Raw genomic sequence first — 18947 nt, 5'->3', positions numbered from 1 at the left:
ATCCAAACCAATGATGTTATTGGTATTCATTGGCTTGGAAGCTCATCTATAAGATGAGCAGAATGTGTGAATAAAATTAAAATCTGTTAGTTAGATAGTTAAAACTTTTTCGCCGCGCGCAATACCCGATACACCTGAACGCACCACTTCAAGAATGGTATTTTCTGCCAGCGCATCAATAAAGCCATCTAGCTTTTCAGTTGTACCCGCAATTTGAATGGTATAGGTGGTTGGTGTTACATCGACAACCTGTGCACGAAAAATGTCTGTAGTCCGTTTAATTTCGGCACGTGCTGATCCAAGTGCCTTCACTTTAATCAACATCAGTTCACGCTCAATGTGTGCACCTTCAGACAAATCTACAACCTTTACCACCTCAACCAATTTATTGAGCTGCTTGGTGATTTGTTCAATTTTATGATCATCACCATAAGTGGTAAGAGTCAGACGTGACATGGTTGGATCTTCAGTGGGTGCAACATTTAAAGTCTCAATGTTATAACCCCGTTGAGAAAATAGCCCCACCAAGCGAGAAAGCGCACCAGCTTCATTTTCAACGAGTACAGAAATTATGTGTCTCATTTTGTGCGCTCTCCTTTTCTTAACCACATATCGTTCATAGATTGACCAGCAACCAACATTGGATAAACGTGTTCTGAACGATCTACCATGACATTAATGAATACGCATTTATCATTGATTGCCATTGCTTCTGCAAGCTTAGAATCAAGCTCATCTGCATGGTCAATTTGAATACCGACGTGACCATATGCTTCCATCAATTTGGCAAAATCTGGCAATGAATCGACATAAGAGCTTGAATGACGACCTTCGTAGTTCATATCCTGCCATTGCTTAACCATACCTAGCGAACGGTTATTCAAGCAAAGAATTTTCACATTTAAGCCATATTGCTTACATGTCGATAATTCCTGGATACACATTTGAATCGATGCTTCACCAGTAATACACACCACTTGCTGATCCGGAAATGCGAGTTTCGCAGCCATGGCATATGGTAAGCCCACACCCATTGTTCCTAAACCGCCAGAGTTGATCCATTGACGTGGACGTTTATATTTATAGTAGTTTGCAGCAAACATTTGATGCTGACCTACGTCTGAAGTAATGATGGCTTCACTGTTGGTGATACGATCAAGTGCTTCAACCACCTGTTGTGGTTTCATTACACCATCAACACCCGCTTCATAACGCAAACCATGTACTTTGCGCCACTCATTGATCTGAGACCACCACGCAGCAATTGCTTCCGGATTCGGCTTAGAAACATTCATTTGTTTTAATTGAACCAGCATCTCTTGAAGTACAGGTTCTACTGCACCCACGATTGGAATATGCGCCATGATGGTTTTTGAAATCGTCGCCGGGTCGATATCAATATGAATGACTTTGGCATTCGGACAGAATTTTGCTGGATTGTTGGTTACACGGTCATCAAAACGCGCGCCGATACACAAAATTACGTCTGCATGGTGCATGGTCATATTGGCTTCATAGGTGCCGTGCATGCCCAACATACCAATGAACTGCTCATCATCCCCGGGGAAAGCACCTAATCCCATAAGGGTATTGGTTACCGGAAAATTTAAAAGATGCGCAAGTTCTGTCAATAATTCCGATGCATTGCCTTGAACAACACCACCACCGCTATAGATGACTGGACGTTCAGCAGCAATCAATTCTTCAATCGCTTTACGGATTTGACCTGAGTGACCACGATGCGGCGGTTGATACGAGCGCATCTTCACTTTTTCAGGATATTCGTAAGCAAATTTTTCTGCAGGATTGGTCACATCTTTAGGAATATCAACCACTACAGGACCTGGACGGCCTGAAGAGGCAATATAAAATGCTTTTTTAATAATTCCAGGAATTTCACTGGCATGACGCACCTGAAAACTATGTTTCACGATTGGACGAGAAACACCAACCATGTCTGTTTCTTGGAATGCATCTTCACCAATTAAATGTGTTGCAACCTGACCAGACAAAATCACCATCGGGATTGAGTCCATATATGCCGTTGCAATAGGCGTTACTGTATTGGTTGCACCTGGACCTGATGTGACAAGTACCACACCAGTTTTACCTGTTACACGTGAATAAGCATCTGCCATATGACCAGCAGCTTGCTCATGACGCACGAGGTAATGATTGATTTTGTCTTGTTGAAAGAGCGCATCGTAAATATGCAGTACTGCGCCGCCTGGGTATCCAAATAAATGTTCAACGCCTTCGTCCGCCAATGCGCGAACGAGCATTTCACCACCAGATAAAAGTTCCAACGTGATTCACCCTAATCTTTTCACTAACAAATGGAGGGCATTTGTAGTGGTTAATTCATTAACTGTCTGCACTGTTATAGCACACAAATTTCATAGTTTTCATAGCAATAGGTAAAAAATCTGACCTGACTGCTGTTTGAGCAATAGGAGGTCTAAAACATGTTGGGATAAACATATTTTGTTGGCTTTGTTCAGCTTCTCGGCTAGAGAAGAAGTCCATTGCTAAAATAACGCTGATTCGAAGGGTGATCAAATAAACGCATATAAAACTACAGTCAGCATTTTTGTGGTTTCGACTATTAAAGTCAAGTTTAAAAATTAGCTTTTTCTTGATTATTTACAGACCGGCTGTTTTTTAGGCTTTTTGATCCATTTTACCCTTTATTTTTTTCTTAATGATTTCACCAGAAAAACTAATAATCTCATTACACTTAACAATCCACTCATAAAAAAATACTATAAATTAAATAAATAATTTTAATGTATTGTTACTTTTCAGATTTATTTCCTTCACCAAAAATTTAAAATCACACTCTTATTTCCCCATACTTTGCTTTTATTTTCATCTTAACTGTGCGACTTGCAAGATCACAAACCATCCAAAAACAGAACAACCTGGATTTTAAAAAGTACGCCACAATGAACCATTTTTGTGCAAAATGATCCAATCAATATCATTCGTCAGCTTATCTTTTTTTTCTGCAAATAAATGAAAATCATATAAAATAGGAGACAGAGAATATAAATATCTTCCAAAACATATAACCGACTGATTATTATAGGAACTTATTCATTATGTCATTATCTTTGATTAGAACTGGATTCATGGCTGCATGCGTTACCTTCAGTCTAAGTTCCACCACTGGCTTTGCCAAAGAATATTACAAATGGGTCGATGCAAAAGGTTCTACGCATTACACCACCACCCCTCCACCCAAATCTGCCAAGAAAAAAGGCAAAGTGGATACTTATGGTACCTCTCGTAGTTCAACACCTCACCAATCACCCCCTAAAAATATCAAGACCATAGAACAACCGAATCAAAACACCACCATCGTGTCTGGCGAAAAAATTATTGTTGTACCGACACCTCCAGTATCACCCGTGATCCAGGCAGAGCCGGATAATAATACTTCAACACCGGCCGCGCGTTAACCAAGATACCTATATAAATTCAACTGCGGATATTTATCCAAAACTTTGATATTTTCTTATTTATACATAGTTGCAAAATTCACTTTTAGGTACATTTTGCGCTATGCTGTGCAACAAACTTTTAACCGTTGTTCTTAATTACGTTTATGACTACTCACATTGACCCTGAATATCAAGCCAGTGCGATTGAACCTTCTGTCCAACAAGACTGGGAAACTCGCAAAGCCTTTAAAGTTGCCGACACTGTAGAAGGTCCACATCGTTATATCCTATCGATGTTCCCTTACCCAAGTGGCAAGCTGCATATGGGTCATGTGCGTAATTACACCATTGGTGATGTGATCAGTCGTTTCCACCGTCTAAAAGGTGAAACTGTGATGCAACCAATGGGTTGGGATGCGTTTGGTCTTCCTGCAGAAAATGCAGCTATTGCCCACCAGGTTGCTCCTGCAAAATGGACCTTTGAAAATATCGCATACATGCGTGATCAATTGAAGAAACTCGGTCTTTCAGTGGACTGGGATCGTGAATTTGCAACCTGTACACCAGAGTATTACCACTGGGAACAATGGCTATTTGTACAGCTCTATAAGAAAGGTTTGATTTATCGCAAACTTTCAACTGTGAACTGGGATCCAGTCGATCAAACTGTTCTTGCCAATGAACAAGTTGAAAATGGTCGCGGCTGGCGTTCAGGTGCATTGGTTGAAAAACGTGATATTCCAATGTATTACTTCCGCATTACCGACTATGCACAAGAATTATTAGACGATTTAGATTCATTGAAAGACGGCTGGCCTCAACAAGTGTTGACCATGCAACGTAACTGGATCGGTCGTTCACAAGGAATGGAAATCACCTTCCCTTCAGCAAACCCTGAAGTGTATGCCGATGATTTAACGGTTTATACTACACGTGGTGACACCTTGATGGGTGTGACTTATGTTGCGGTTGCTGCTGAACATCCAATGGCGCTTAAAGCTGCTGAAACCAATCCTGAATTGGCTGCATTTATAGAAGAATGCCGTATGGGTTCTGTTGCGGAAGCGGATCTTGCGACTGCTGAAAAGAAAGGCATGGCAACAGGTCTTTCTGTGAAGCATCCGGTGACTGGCGAAGCGGTTCCTGTTTGGATCGCAAATTATGTATTGATGTCTTATGGTTCAGGCGCGGTGATGGCAGTTCCAGCACACGATGAACGCGACTTCGAATTTGCCAATAAATACGGCTTGACCATCAAACAAGTGATTGATGCCAAAGGTGCAGATGATGCTGAATTCTCTGCAACTGAGTGGCAAGAATGGTACGGTTCGAAAGAAGGTAAACTGGTTAACTCGGGTGAGTTTGACGGCTTAGATTTCCAAGGTGCTTTTGATGCGTTTATCGCGAAATTAGAACCACAGAAACTGGCAAATACCAAAGTTCAGTTCCGTTTACGTGACTGGGGTGTTTCTCGTCAGCGTTATTGGGGTTGCCCAATTCCAATGATCAACTGTGAAACTTGTGGTCAGGTGCCTGTACCTGAAGAACAACTTCCAGTGATTCTTCCGACTGACGTGGTGCCGGATGGTTCAGGCAATCCACTCAACAAAATGCCTGAGTTCTTTCAAACTCAATGTCCTTGCTGTGGCGCAGACGCTCGTCGTGAAACAGATACCTTGGATACGTTTGTAGAGTCTTCTTGGTACTACGCACGTTACGCATCTCCAGATTTCACTGGCGGTATGGTTAAACCTGAAGCTGCACAATCTTGGCTTCCAGTAAACCAATACATCGGTGGTGTAGAACACGCGATTCTGCATTTACTTTATGCACGTTTCTTCCATAAATTGATGCGTGATGAAGGTGTGGTACAAGGCAATGAACCATTCACGAATCTTCTTACTCAAGGGATGGTACTTGCTGACACCTTCTACCGTGAAGCAGAATCTGGCAAGAAAACATGGTTTAACCCTGCGGATATTGAGCTAGAAAAAGACGAAAAAGGTCGTGTTCTTTCTGCTAAATATAAAGGCGACGGTCAAGAAGTTGTCGTTGGTGGTCAGGAAAAAATGTCGAAATCGAAAAACAACGGTATCGACCCACAAGCGATTATTGATCAATACGGCGCAGATACTGCACGTGTATTCATGATGTTTGCCGCACCACCGGATCAATCATTAGAATGGTCTGATGCGGGTGTTGAAGGTGCAAACCGTTTCTTGAAACGTGTATGGCGTTTGGCTACAGGTTTCCTTGAACAAGGCAATAGCGCTACGACTATTGATAAAGCAAATTTATCAAAAGATGCACAAGATTTACGTCGTAAAACGCATGAAACCATTCAAAAAGTGAGTGATGACTTAGAACGCCGTCATGCATTTAATACGGCTATTGCAGCGATGATGGAATTGTTGAATGCCAACAACAAGTTTGAAGCGAAAGATGATAATGATGCTGCTGTAGCACGTGAATCCATCACTACCCTTCTGACTTTATTAGCACCATTTGCACCGCATTTAAGTCAAACCTTATTGACTGAATTTGGTGTTGAGCTTACTGAAGCACTCTTCCCTGCTGTGGATGAGTCAGCGTTAACCCGTAATACGCAAACCATCGTGGTTCAAGTGAATGGCAAACTCCGCGGCAAATTGGAAGTTTCAATCGATGCTTCAAAAGATGACCTCTTGACTCAGGCAAAAGCATTACCAGAAGTTCAACAATTCTTGACTGGTCCAACCAAGAAAGAAATTGTTGTTCCGAATAAGCTTGTGAACTTGGTGGTTTAATTTTCTTATTGAGTTCCCTCTCCTTAATAGGAGAGGGTTAGGGAGAGGTAAATTATAAAAGCCCCCCTCATCCTGACCTTCTCCCTGAGCCATATATGGCGTAAAAGAAGGAATGGGAAAGGAAAAATCCCTCCAAACCTCCCTTTGAGAAAGGGAGGTTTAAAAAACACAAAGCCCGTTGTCAATCAACGGGCTTTGACTTTACAATCAACTCAGGAAGTCAATTACCCATCTTTGGGATAAACAGAGGAATAAGCATGCATTTGGTTCAACGTGTTGCAGCGATTGTATTAACTTTGGGTCTAAGTGCCAGCTTAGTCGGCTGTGGTTTTCATTTAAAGGGAACCAGCCCAGCAACAGCGCCTGTTGAGTACTCTAAAATGAGATTGGTGCTTCCAAATAACACAGAAGAATTACACGAAAAACTTGCCATATATCTGGGTGCGGCCGGTATTCAACTCAGTAATAATCCTGATGCTTATGTATTACATGTACTTGAGTACACGCCTCAACGTCTTGAACTCAATGGTAAACTGGTTGAAACCTTGCTTCGCTTAACCGTAACTTTCCGTATTGAAGATGCGCAAGGTAATCCGGTGACTGAACCACGTACTCTAACCGCTTCACGCAGCTATCAATATGATGTCGCGACCGTAAACACCGATGATCAGGAACAGAAGCATCTTGATCACGTCCTTGTTGATGACATTGCACAGCAAATTGTGCGCCAGATTTCATCCAATCGCTTACCGAAAGTCGTGAGCAAACCAGCAGCTTCAACCACTCAACCTTAAAGATAGAAATTAAGCGCTATGAAACTTGACTATCCACAAGCACTGAAACGTGTTGATGAAGCTCGCGGTGCCTGGATTATGTATGGTCAAGAGCCATTGCTTGAACAAAATTTACTCGATGCTTTTCGGAAAAGTTGGCAAAAACAAGAAGTTGAACGTCAGCGTCATGACATTAACAATGTTAGTGACTGGAAAAATGTCTTTAATGCTTTAAATAGCTTATCACTTTTTTCCAGTCAACTTGCCATTGAAGTGCATGGCAATATCAAGCCTGATGCGAATGGTATCAATCAACTGAAAAGCTATATTCAGCACAATGAGCAAAACCTGTTGCTTGTAGTCATGCCCAAACAGGATAGTAGCAGTTTAAAATCCAGTTTCTTTCAGGTAGTGGATGCCAATGGCGTCACTGTGCTGCTGACTGCAAACTACCCACAAGACCGGCAACGGATTTTAAGTATTGAAGCGGAAAAACTTGGGATGAAACTGTCCAGTGATGCTTGGGCTTGGCTGGAACAACATCATGAGCATAACCTGCTTGCGGCAAAAAACAGTCTGATGCGCGTCAGCGATACTTTTGCAGATGTGGATCTTATCCAGATTGATCATTTGTATTCATGTTTACAGGATCAGTCGCGCTACACCACTTATGATTTAACAGATACCCTGCTTGCGGGAAATCTGGCTCAGGCAATTAAAATTTTCCAATATTTAATCGCCTCGGGTGAACCGATGAGCCTGATTTTATGGAGCATCAGCAAAGAAATGCGCTTGCTGATGCAACTGTTTGAACAGCCGCAAAATGCCTTGCAACTGGGGATTTGGAAAAATAAAGTCAGTCTATATCAACAAGCGCTAAGACGACTGAATCCAAATAACTTTCTAACCTGGCCTTCGCTGCTGTTACGCATTGATGCATCCATTAAAGGTCTGGGAAAAGAAAACCCAGAACATCTGGTGTTACAAGCAATTGCCAGCATGTGTGGTCAAATGTTATTTGAATCACCGACTGCTTAGCTGAAAAAACGCGAAAACCAACTTTTACCTTTCTTCTGTTCTTGTGATCGTAAATAGTGCAGCATATTGTCACGCACAGCATCCACATAATCTTGATCATCATGTTGAATATGATTGATCAACCACTTTGACAGTAATCGATACAAATCATTTTCAACCGATTCTCCCTTTTCAAACTTTTGACGATAATCATTCAGCCGTTTAACAAATAATTCGTGTATGCCTCTATGAGAAGGCAAATACTGATAACTCACTTGTTCAAGCAAGTTTTCTTCAAAACTAAAATGGGACTGGGTATAGTCAATTAAATCATCCAAGACTTCTTTAATTTGGTGGCGATCCCCACTCCCTCTAATTTTTTCTAGAGCATTAATGTAATCCAATATCTGACGATGTTGATTATCAATCACATCAATTCCAATATTATAGGTTTCATTCCATTCCATTCGTTACCCCTTGCGGATTTTCCATATTAAAATCATGATTTTTTTCACATATTTATAGGGCTTAATGCTCTTATTATTAAACCCATATATATTTTATGGATTTAATACTACAAACTTTTTTTATTTAAATCTATAGATAAAACAAAGATTTTTTTAAATTATGAGAATAATTCCCGAGTTATATAGGCTGAAATATCAGAGAGGTAAAATATGAAATAAAACAATAATTAAAATAAAAATCATGAAATAAATCCAGCATAATTCGACTAAAATCTAATATATTCTGGAGGCCTGAGATCCGTTGGAAAAAATGCATTCTCGTAGCCGTATTTCTACGAAATCCAACAATCAGGCAGAAAAATGACTTTTCAGAAATTTCATTAAATCCAAATTCAATCAATTACTAATCGCCTACAAATTACGCTGTAAAAGGCTGCTTTAACATCAGTCCACAATCTCTTTAGTCACTTTTTCAAGAGATGCAAAATGAGAAAATAATTCTCATTTGTTTTTATAACTTCATGCTTTATCCTCATTTAACTTTTATAATCTATTCAATTTTATTGTTTTATATGCTTACTATGCCAAAAATAAAGCCCTCAAAAATAGTTGTTGCCATAGTCTGTATTCTCGCTATTGCAGTCACAGCTTGGTTTTTCTTAAAGCCAAAAGAACAACCCCCTCAATACATTACCAGTGAAGTAACTCGTGGTGATATTGAGGATTCCGTGCTTGCAACCGGTGTACTTGAAGCCACCAAAATGGTCAGCGTTGGTGCCCAGGTTTCCGGTCAGGTGAAGAAGATGTATGTGCAATTGGGCGACCAAGTGAAACAAGGTCAACTGATTGCGCAGATTGATTCGATTCGTCAGGAGAATGATCTTAAAACTGCCGAAGCCAGCATTAAAAATCAACAAGCACAACTGGCAGTCAAACAGGCAAACTTGGCAAAAGTTCAAGCTGAGTATCAACGTCAACAAGCGATGTATGCACAAGATGCAACTTCACGTGCTGAATTGGAATCCGCATTGGCAAGCTATAAAACAGCACAGGCTGAGATTTTGGCTATTAATGCACAAATTGAACAATCTCGCTTAACACTGGCAACCGCAAAAGAAGATTTGGGCTATACCCAGATTGTTGCACCTATGGACGGCACCATTGTGGCGATTGTGACTGAGGAAGGTCAAACCGTAAACGCCAACCAAAGCGCGCCCACCATTGTTAAACTGGCAAAACTCGACTACATGACCGTTAAGGCTGAAATTTCTGAAGCCGATGTAATGAAGGTTGCAGAAGGTCAAACGGTTTATTTCACCACTTTAGGAAATAACGATAAAAAACACTATGCAAAACTACGCCAAGTAGAACCTGCTCCAAATTCAATTAATACAGAAACCAATAATTCCTCTACTTCATCTTCAAGCACTGCGGTGTATTACAACGCCCTATTCGATGTACCCAATGAAGATGGCAAGTTACGTATTGATATGACGGCACAAGTTTATATCATCCTCAATGAAGTAAAAAATGCCTTAATTGTCCCTGCTGCTGCCTTACAAGCTTCAAACCGCCCGCAAGGCAGACGTGGTGAGCGTAATGCAGACCAAGCCAAACCACAAAAACCGGCAGATACCGATCAAGCTCAAACTGAACGTCCAAAACGTCTGGAACTGTCTGCTGAAGAAAAATCACTGATTAAACAAGGTAAAGCCTCTATGTCGATGGTTCGTGTGGTTCAAGCCGATGGTACTGCAAAACCCCAACCTGTTTTGATCGGTTTAAATAACCGTGTAAGCGCTCAAGTGATAAAAGGTTTGAAACAAGGTGACAAAGTGGTGATTGCAGATGCATCTGACACTTCAAATGATTCTGCAAAGCGTAGTAATAGTCGTGCTGGCGGTGGTGCTGGTCCAATGAGAATGTAATGATGAGTCAAGATCAACAACCTTTGCTCAAGGTCACAGATCTGACTCGTGAATTCCCCGCCGGGGAAAACACCATTCAGATTCTGAAGGGCATTAATTTAGAGATTTACGCTGGAGAACTGGTGGCCATCGTCGGTCAATCCGGTTCTGGCAAATCAACCCTGATGAACATCCTGGGCTGTTTAGATCAGCCCACTACCGGTAGTTATCAGGTTAAAGGGCGTGAAACCCGAAAATTAGAAGCAGATGAACTGGCACAACTGCGCCGTGAATATTTTGGTTTTATTTTCCAGCGCTATCATTTGCTAGGTGATTTAACAGCTGCGGGCAATGTCGAAGTTCCGGCGATTTATGCAGGAGTGGATTCCTCTGCACGTCAACAGCGCTCAACTCAACTGCTCACGGACTTAGGTCTGGCTGAAAAAACCCAAAACCGTCCCAGCCAGCTTTCTGGTGGTCAGCAACAACGCGTGTCGATTGCGCGTGCTCTGATGAACGGAGGCGATGTAATTCTGGCCGATGAACCGACTGGTGCATTGGATAAAAACAGTGGTATTGAGGTAATGCGTATTTTACGTGAACTGAATGCCCAAGGTCATACCATTATTTTAGTCACGCATGATCATAATGTAGCGAAAAATGCCTCACGCATTATTGAAATTAGTGACGGGAATATTATTTCGGATCGGGCCAACGTGCCTGAAACGGATGGCGAAGTGCTGGAAAAGCATCAACTCGACCGTACACCTCAAAAGAAAACGCCTTCTTGGCGCTCTGCTGCTGACCGGCTGGGTGAAGCATTCCGTATGGCCATCCTTGCCATGAATGCACACCGCATGCGAACCTTCCTGACCATGCTCGGGATCATTATTGGTATTGCATCGGTTGTTTCGGTGGTTGCTCTCGGGAATGGTTCACAAAAGCAGATTCTAGAAAATATTAGCAGTTTAGGCACCAACACTATTACGGTATCGCAAGGCCGTGGCTTTGGGGACACTTCCAAAACAGCCCAGGTCAAAACCCTGGTTCCCGCTGATGCCGAAGCTCTGGCTGAACAGCCCTATGTTGATGGAGTATCACCTTCGGTTACCAGCAGTGTAACTGCACGTTTTAAAGATACTGAAGCATCTGCAACGGTCAACGGCGTGAGTGAAGACTTCTTCTATGTTCGAGGCATGAACTTCGAATCGGGACAACCCTTTGACAAAGAAGGGGTGAATGAGCGTGTTCAGGATGTAGTCATTGATAACAACACCAAGAATACTTTCTTTAGTGATGGCACCAATCCTGTGGGTCAGGTCATTCTTCTGGGTAACTTGCCGAGTCGCATTATTGGCGTAATTGAAGCGCAAAAATCGATGATGGGCAACTCGGACAGTCTAAATGTTTACCTGCCCTACTCTACAGTGATGAGTCGTATGTTGGGTCAATCCAATGTGCGTAACATCATTGTCCGTGTTAAGGATGAATACCCAAGTGCTGCTGCTGAAAATGCCATTCTGAACCTGTTGGTTCAGCGCCATGGCGCACAAGATGTCTTCACCCAAAACTCAGACAGTATCCGTGAAACCATTCAGCAAACTACACAAACCATGACCCTGCTGGTTTCTGCAATTGCGGTGATTTCGCTGGTAGTCGGTGGTATTGGAGTAATGAACATCATGCTGGTATCGGTGACTGAACGAACTCAGGAAATTGGGGTACGCATGGCCGTTGGTGCACGTCAAAGTGATATCTTGCAGCAGTTCCTGATTGAAGCTGTACTGGTCTGTATTTTAGGCGGTGTCTTGGGGGTACTTCTGTCTTTAGGCATTGGACAGCTGATTGATCATTTTGCTGGCGGCGTTTTCCAGATGGCCTATTCAACTACCTCAATTATTGCAGCCTTTGTCTGTTCCAGCATGATTGGTATTGTCTTCGGCTTTATCCCTGCCCGTAATGCAGCACAGCTCAATCCTGTTGATGCACTTTCTCGTGAATAAGGATGCTTAGAATGCAAATGAATTTTACCAAACTTGCCACTGCCCTTATTTTAAGTGGATCGCTGGTCGGTTGTGCTGCTGTGGTGAAAACGCCGTATGAGCAACCTGCTGTAAATATTCCAAACAACTTCCAAAACAGCAAAGCCATGAGTCAGCAAGTACATGCCGATGTCTATGCAGATCAATGGTGGACCTTGTTTGGCGATGCTCAGCTAAATCAATTGGTCAATCAAGTTTTGGCCAGCAATACCGATTTGGCAGTTGCGGGTATCAATTTACAACAGGCGAGGATTCAAGCCAAACAGTCTCAGAGTCAACAAGGGATTCGTATTGGTAATGCTAGTGCTTCAATAGGACATCAGTTCAGTCTAGATGGAGATGGTGATTCATCAAATGGCATCTCTCTGAATTATCCCGGTTTGAGTTATGAACTGGATTTGTTTGGAAAACTCGCCAATCAAACTCAAGCTTCCCGTTGGGAAGCGCTGGCTACCGAACAGGATTTACAAGCCACGGCACAAAGCTTAGTAGCAACAACGGCGGATTTATATTGGCAGCTGGGTTATTTAAATGAGCGTTTTTCCGTTGCACAGCAAAACCTCACCAGTACGCAAAAGATTTATGAATTGGTACGTACCCAATATCGTGCCGGGGCAGTTTCTGGTCTGGATCTCACTTCTGCAGAACAATCAGTTCAAAGCCAAAGAGCAACATTAAGCCAGATTGAACAGCAGAAGGTTGAAACGCGCACTGCACTGGCTGTTTTAATGCAACAACCGGTACAGCAACTCAATATTCAGGAGCCTTCTCGTTTGCCACGTATTGCTCTGCCGAACATTGCAGCAGGCTTGCCCGCAGACTTACTGTCACGTCGTCCCGATTTACGGGCCTCTGAATTACGTTTGCGTAAAGCTTTGGCCAGCAAAGATGCCAATAAAGCCAGTTATTATCCTTCTGTGAGTTTAACAGGCAGTCTAACCACAGGCGGGGGATCGAATACTTCTTTGAGTCAGGTCCTGTCCAATCCTGCTGCAATATTAGGTGCGGGTTTATCACTTCCATTTTTACAGTGGAACGATATGAAGCGTGACTTGCAAGTCAATGAACTGGAATATGAAAAGTCGATTATTCAGTACCGTCAAACCCTGTATCAGGCTTTTGCAGATGTTGAAAATTCATTGTCCGCTCGCAATGAATTAGACAAACAAGTTCAGCTTCAAGAGCGCAATGTACAACTGGCAGAAAAGGCTGAGCACTTAACTGAAGTCCGTTACCGTAACGGTGCAATTGCACTGAAGAATCTGTTAGATGCCCAAGAAACCACACGTAATGCACGACTGGCTTTGATCCAAACCAAGCAAAGCCAATACAATGCTTATGTGACCTTGATGCAGGCTTTAGGTGGTAGCCCAATCAAACAATTGCCTTAAGCTCAGCAATAAAAAAGCCTCTACGGAGGCTTTTTTATTTAGGTTATGTGGATTTATAAAAATTTAGAAACTCGGGCGATAATATTTATAGGTCAGCCCTTTTTCATTATAAACGTCATAACTTTTTTGCTTAAAGTCAGATACCCATTGCTTGCCGTTAAACCCGGCAATATGTCCATAAACATGTTTTCCCGTTCGATCAATAATATAAATATCACCTTCTTTTGGCGCATCAAACTTAGGATTAATTTGTCGATAACCAATTTTCATTAAAGTATTGCCCCAGTCTGCCGCAGCAACAGGATGACTTTGGAATCTTGCCCCGGCTGACTCTAAAGCAAGTCGAATACTTTTGGCACACTTTTGTGAACTGCGATATGAGCTAACGCCCTGCAAGAAATTGGTGAATTTATTAATATCTATTCGCTGTCCATTTGTTGCAATGATGTTCTTTTTTTGAGGAGTTTGAACGGAATTGGACTCTGTATTTTTTTTAGAATTTTTACCAGATTGGGAACGAATTACGATATTTGCCTGGACAGGAGCATGTACCTCACTCATGTTTACATTATGATCATAAGCCATTCTTTATTACTACTCCCAACCCATATAATACGGGCTTTTCACTCATTTCGACGGCAGAGATAGTACCGTGTAATATGTGATTTTTCATGTAATAAATGTAATTAAATATAAATAAATTCCTTAAAATCAAGTTAAATGATTATTTTTTGTTAATTTTTATAATGGCTTGAATCGCATAAATTCAATGGATGTTCATTAGATAAGCGCCGGATTTATACTTCTTTTTGAATATTTTATATTTCCCGATATATACAATTTATTATCTATAACTCAAAAAATATAAAAGAAAAAATCAACCATTTTATTCTTGCTGATAATTTTTGATTCAAACCTTTAACTAATAAAATTTCATATACAGTCAACAGCAATATCACCTCATTAAATTTCAATATTTTCAAATGTTTAAATCTACAATTCAGATTCATCACATTTCTTTACCCCAAGTAAGCTATGGTTTCATCACGGTAAAAAAAAGGCTAATATGTGCCACAAGAAATTCACCAGATTATGAGAGAGACATGCGTCAGTATTTAGACCTTTTACAACACATCCTCGACAACGGTGGCGACAAAGGCGATCGTACTGGAACAGGTACACGTTCTGTATTTGGTCATCAAATGCGCTTTGATCTTTCCAAGGGCTTCCCTTTACTCACCACCAAAAAAGTTCATTTCCGTTCAATCGTGATTGAACTATTATGGTTTTTAAAAGGTGATACCAACGTCAAATATTTACAGGACAACAAAGTTTCAATTTGGGATGAATGGGCTACTGCAGAACAAACTGCACGTTTTGGGCGTCCTGAAGGTGAATTGGGTCCAGTTTATGGCCATCAATGGCGTAACTTTGGCGCAACAAAAAAAGAAGATGGCTTATATGAACAAGATGGTTTTGACCAGATTCAGTGGCTGATCAATGAAATCAAAACCAATCCAAATTCACGCCGTTTAATCGTGTCAGGCTGGAATCCAAATGAAGCTGGAAATGTCGCCCTGCCGCCTTGCCACACCCTGTTCCAGTTTTTTGTACAGAACGGCAAACTGTCTTGCCAGTTATATCAACGCAGTGCGGACGTTTTTTTGGGCGTTCCATTTAACATTGCCAGCTATGCCCTGCTCACCCATATGATTGCGCAAGTCTGCGGTTTAGGGGTAGGCGACTTTGTCTGGACGGGCGGCGATACCCATTTATATGTCAATCATTTTGAACAGGCAAAATTGCAACTCAGCCGTGAGCCGTTGCCGCTTTGCCAATTAAAATTAAATCCAGAAATTAAAGACATCTTCGCGTTTAAATTTGAAGATATCGAAATTGTCGGTTATGAATCCCATCTAGGAATCAAAGCACCGGTTGCGGTTTAATTTTCCTTTTTAGAGTTCCCTCTCCCAAGAGGAGAGAGTTAGGGAGAGGTAAATTAATACCCCCCAAACTTCTCCCAAAGGAAAAAGGAATTAGAAATCAAACCTATAAAATCCCTCTCCCTCCTTTATTCAAGAGGGAAATTGTAGAAAGAATTTGGGGATTATTCACAAGGATTAAATAAATGGCATTTCAAAATTTAGAAGTTGTTCATGTTGTAGCCATGGATCAACAACGCTGCATTGGTAAAAATAATGACTTGCCTTGGCACATTTCTGCTGACCTCAAGCACTTTAAAGAAATCACCCAAGGTGGTGTCGTGGTCATGGGTCGCAAAACTTTAGAGTCTATGGGACGCACCTTGCCGAAACGTGTCAATTGGGTGATTACCCGTGACAGCAATTGGTCATTTGAAGGGATTAAAGTGGCCTACTCTATTGAAGATGCCCTAGCTCAAGCCGTTAGTGATGTCAAAGTCTCAGAAAAACCAGATTCAATCTTTGTGATTGGTGGCGGAGAAATCTTTAATCAGACCATGGACATTGCTGACCGTTTGGAATTGACCCATGTTGAGCTTGATGTTCAAGGCAATGCCTATTATCCAGAGATCCCGGCTGAATTTAAAAAGGTCGCGTCTGAACAACATATTGACGACAAAACGGGGATTGCTTTTGAGTTCGCAACCTACCGAAAATAAAGGTAATAATTACCGATAACAGTCAAATATGCATAATATTGGGAAAAGGGAATTTTTCGCTGCGCTGGGCATGGCTTTACTCCATTCTATGTTCAGCCTTTTCGTTATTTTGTCCTCGATTTGGCTATGTCTTGCCCTGTGGTTTCAGGAACCTTTTGGCTGGCTCATCACTCGCCTACTTATTGGTATCTGGATTGTCTTTGCTTTAAGCATTCTCGGTATTTACATCACCCAGCATTTCTTTAACCGTCACACAGATGTACTAATTTATATTCTGGGTTTTCTGCTCGGCTTATTTTGGTATTTTGGTTTGGAAGCCAAACAAGATCGTGACTGGAATCCGGAAGTGGCGCAGGTCCTGTCCTATGAACAAGAGGGCGACAAGATCACCTTGCACAATGTGCGTAATTTTAATTGGCATGCAGATGGCAGTTATGATGAACGTTGGGAAACGCGTAATTTTGATTTAAACCAGATTACCGGTGTGAATATTATTACCTCCTATTGGATGGGTCCCCAGATTGCTCACACCTTGGTCAGCTTTGATTTTGCCGATAGTCAACCTCTGACCTTCTCGATTGAAATTCGCAAAGAAAAAAATGAAGAATTCTCAACTTATGGTGGTTTTTTTAGAAAATACGAACTTAGTCTGATCGCAGCAGATGAAAAGGATCTGATTTATACCCGCAGCAATATTCGTGGCGAACATGTCTATTTCTTTCCGGTCAATATGTCACCTACCGAAAGACGTGCCTTGTTTGAAGAATACCTGCGCAAAGCCAATGAATTCAGACATCAGCCCAAATGGTACAACAGCCTGACCAGTAACTGTACTACACTGGTTTTTGATATGGTGCAAGCTGTGTCTAAAAGGCACTTGCCCACCGATTACCGCCTGTTAGCGTCAGGATATTTGCCCAATTATTTATATGACTTAAATGCCCTTTCACATGATTTAACGATCAAACAGTGGTATGAAGTGGCCTATATAAACCCACGTGTGAGTAGATTAAATAACATTTCAAACGCTCAATATTCAACCTTGATTCGCGAAGGCATCCCTAACCCCCCACTACAAAAATCGCCATAATTTAAAATGTAAAAATATATAAAACATACTTTTAGAGCTAGTTAAATGACTGTTTTTTTGTTTATATAGACCATAAGTTAAATCAAAAATGAGAATTCCAATATGTTAAAAAAATTCTTTGCTGTTGGCATACTGGGCACTGCTCTTGCTTTTAGCGGTTGTGAAACTATACCTAATACCTCTGCTACGATTGAGACTGCAAATTTAGTACAATTGCAAAACCGCACCTGGATTGCAACACAAATTGGCAATACTGAAATAAAAACCACCCCAACTGCACATCATATTCCAAGCTTAGAGTTTGATGCTGCCACCAAACGGGTAAGCGGTACGGATGGTTGCAACCGTATTATGGGCAGCTATGAAGCTGGACGAGATACTTTAGTCCTTAGCCCAATGGCAGGCACCAAGATGGCATGTCTGGATGACAACAATGTATCGCAGCAATTTAATGAAGCGCTGACTAAAGTGGCAAACTATCAAGTCTTTGGCAAGACGCTCAAACTGCTTGATCGCCATGGTAACCTTCTGATCCAGTTTACCAGTGCGGTTCAACCACGTTAACGCGTGCAGCAAGCCTGAAATCTCCGACTTTTGCATCTAAAATGTATAAATAAATACATTGTAGCTTCATAAAAAGCCCATATATTAAAAAATAAACAGATACAGGATAAAACCATGCAGCAGGCATTATTTGGTGGTGGATGTTTTTGGTGTGTTGAAGCCATATTTTTACAGCTAAAAGGTGTAGAAAAAGTGGTCAGTGGTTATGCCGGTGGCCATACCGATAATCCAAGTTATGACGATATTTGTCGTGGTGACACCAATCACGCAGAAGTAATTTTGATTGATTATGATGAAACGCAAATTAGCTTTCCCCAGCTTTTGGATGTATTTTTCACTACCCATGATCCCACCACATTAAACCGCCAAGGTAATGATGTTGGTACTCAATATCGTTCCGTAATTTATTATTTTAACGATGAACAGCAACAGCAGGCACAACACGCCATTGATCATTTGAAAGCAGAAGGCCTGAATATTGTGACTGAGCTCAGCCCTGCACCCAAGTTCTACCCGGCTGAAGAATATCATCAAAATTTCTTTGCCCGAAATCCGTCTCAAGGCTACTGTAATTTTTCTATCCCACCGAAACTGATGAAATTACGCAGCAAGTTTCAGGCTTTGCTTAAAACTGAATAATAGTACTTTTCAGCAAATTTTAGACATAAAAAAAGCGATCCTCTCGGCACTGCTGTCCCATAGTTTGATTTGAATAAAAAAACCTGAGTCCGAACAGTTAAAATATGAGTGCAAACAAACACTTTAACGATCAGGATTCAGGTTTTGTCACATCAGAATACCGTATTTCATCAACTGATTAAACCTG

16 protein-coding genes are annotated in these 18947 nt (G+C 41.4%); 12 read left to right on the top strand and 4 right to left on the bottom strand.

The window, feature by feature from the left end; genetic code table 11:
* Positions 1-90 precede the first annotated feature (90 nt).
* Together ilvN and ACKI4H_RS15260 are read right to left on the bottom strand one after the other, a co-directional pair.
* Entirely contained in the window at positions 91-582 is a 492-nt protein-coding gene (ilvN, locus tag ACKI4H_RS15265) for an acetolactate synthase small subunit (RefSeq protein ID WP_407307229.1), read from the bottom strand.
* On the bottom strand, positions 579-2306 hold the full coding sequence (locus ACKI4H_RS15260) for an acetolactate synthase 3 large subunit (RefSeq protein ID WP_407307227.1): 1728 nt from the start codon (positions 2304-2306) through the stop codon (positions 579-581). Before ACKI4H_RS15260 ends, ilvN begins: the two co-directional genes overlap by 4 nt.
* A gap of 825 nt (positions 2307-3131) precedes the next feature.
* Here ACKI4H_RS15260 and ACKI4H_RS15255 point away from each other — a divergent pair.
* The 4 genes from ACKI4H_RS15255 (at position 3132) to holA (ending at position 8040) form a co-directional block, all read left to right on the top strand.
* Positions 3132-3461: a DUF4124 domain-containing protein gene (locus ACKI4H_RS15255; protein WP_407307225.1), complete on the top strand. Its 330-nt coding sequence runs from the start codon at positions 3132-3134 to the stop codon at positions 3459-3461.
* Between the two features lie 146 nt (positions 3462-3607).
* Positions 3608-6229, top strand: a complete 2622-nt coding sequence (leuS, locus tag ACKI4H_RS15250) for a leucine--tRNA ligase (protein ID WP_407307223.1) — start codon at positions 3608-3610, stop codon at positions 6227-6229.
* Positions 6230-6486: 257 nt separating this feature from the next.
* A complete protein-coding gene (gene lptE / locus ACKI4H_RS15245; RefSeq protein ID WP_407307221.1) occupies positions 6487-7023 on the top strand; it encodes an LPS assembly lipoprotein LptE in 537 nt (178 codons plus the stop codon).
* An 18-nt stretch (positions 7024-7041) separates the two neighbouring features.
* A complete protein-coding gene (holA, locus tag ACKI4H_RS15240; RefSeq protein ID WP_407307219.1) occupies positions 7042-8040 on the top strand; it encodes a DNA polymerase III subunit delta in 999 nt (332 codons plus the stop codon).
* Here the strand turns inward: holA and ACKI4H_RS15235 are convergent.
* Positions 8037-8486 carry a bacteriohemerythrin gene (locus tag ACKI4H_RS15235; RefSeq protein WP_407307217.1) on the bottom strand — a complete coding sequence of 150 codons (450 nt, stop codon included), beginning with the start codon at positions 8484-8486 and terminating at the stop codon, positions 8037-8039. The two genes, holA and ACKI4H_RS15235, sit on opposite strands and share 4 nt — an antisense overlap.
* 581 nt (positions 8487-9067) lie before the next feature.
* On the opposite strand from ACKI4H_RS15235, the gene ACKI4H_RS15230 reads away from it, so the two are divergent.
* Genes ACKI4H_RS15230 through ACKI4H_RS15220 form a run of 3 tightly spaced genes read left to right on the top strand, consistent with a single transcriptional unit; the run spans position 9068 to position 13826 of the window.
* On the top strand, positions 9068-10414 hold the full coding sequence (locus ACKI4H_RS15230) for a MacA family efflux pump subunit (RefSeq protein ID WP_407307215.1): 1347 nt from the start codon (positions 9068-9070) through the stop codon (positions 10412-10414).
* Positions 10415-10416: 2 nt separating this feature from the next.
* On the top strand, positions 10417-12396 hold the full coding sequence (locus ACKI4H_RS15225) for a MacB family efflux pump subunit (protein ID WP_407307257.1): 1980 nt from the start codon (positions 10417-10419) through the stop codon (positions 12394-12396).
* An 11-nt stretch (positions 12397-12407) separates the two neighbouring features.
* Complete coding sequence (locus ACKI4H_RS15220) at positions 12408-13826, top strand: efflux transporter outer membrane subunit (RefSeq protein ID WP_407307213.1); 1419 nt, start codon at positions 12408-12410, stop codon at positions 13824-13826.
* A gap of 63 nt (positions 13827-13889) precedes the next feature.
* On the opposite strand, the gene ACKI4H_RS15215 is transcribed toward ACKI4H_RS15220, so the two are convergent.
* Positions 13890-14411 carry a CHAP domain-containing protein gene (locus tag ACKI4H_RS15215; protein ID WP_407307211.1) on the bottom strand — a complete coding sequence of 174 codons (522 nt, stop codon included), beginning with the start codon at positions 14409-14411 and terminating at the stop codon, positions 13890-13892.
* Between the two features lie 518 nt (positions 14412-14929).
* On the opposite strand from ACKI4H_RS15215, the gene thyA reads away from it, so the two are divergent.
* The 5 genes from thyA to msrA all read left to right on the top strand — a co-directional run bounded on the left by thyA (position 14930) and on the right by msrA (position 18760).
* Complete coding sequence (gene thyA, locus ACKI4H_RS15210) at positions 14930-15772, top strand: thymidylate synthase (protein ID WP_407307209.1); 843 nt, start codon at positions 14930-14932, stop codon at positions 15770-15772.
* A 182-nt stretch (positions 15773-15954) separates the two neighbouring features.
* Complete coding sequence (locus ACKI4H_RS15205) at positions 15955-16467, top strand: dihydrofolate reductase (protein WP_407307207.1); 513 nt, start codon at positions 15955-15957, stop codon at positions 16465-16467.
* Positions 16468-16495: 28 nt separating this feature from the next.
* Positions 16496-17557 carry a DUF4105 domain-containing protein gene (locus ACKI4H_RS15200; RefSeq protein WP_407307205.1) on the top strand — a complete coding sequence of 354 codons (1062 nt, stop codon included), beginning with the start codon at positions 16496-16498 and terminating at the stop codon, positions 17555-17557.
* Between the two features lie 102 nt (positions 17558-17659).
* A complete protein-coding gene (locus tag ACKI4H_RS15195; RefSeq protein ID WP_407307203.1) occupies positions 17660-18121 on the top strand; it encodes an META domain-containing protein in 462 nt (153 codons plus the stop codon).
* Positions 18122-18235: 114 nt separating this feature from the next.
* On the top strand, positions 18236-18760 hold the full coding sequence (gene msrA, locus ACKI4H_RS15190) for a peptide-methionine (S)-S-oxide reductase MsrA (protein WP_407307201.1): 525 nt from the start codon (positions 18236-18238) through the stop codon (positions 18758-18760).
* Positions 18761-18947: the final 187 nt, after the last annotated feature.

The sequence above is a fragment of the Acinetobacter sp. genome, assembly GCF_045628685.1.
Classification (GTDB): domain Bacteria; phylum Pseudomonadota; class Gammaproteobacteria; order Pseudomonadales; family Moraxellaceae; genus Acinetobacter.
Note: the sequence above shows the minus strand (reverse complement) of the source record. Positions and strands in the feature narration are given on the sequence as shown.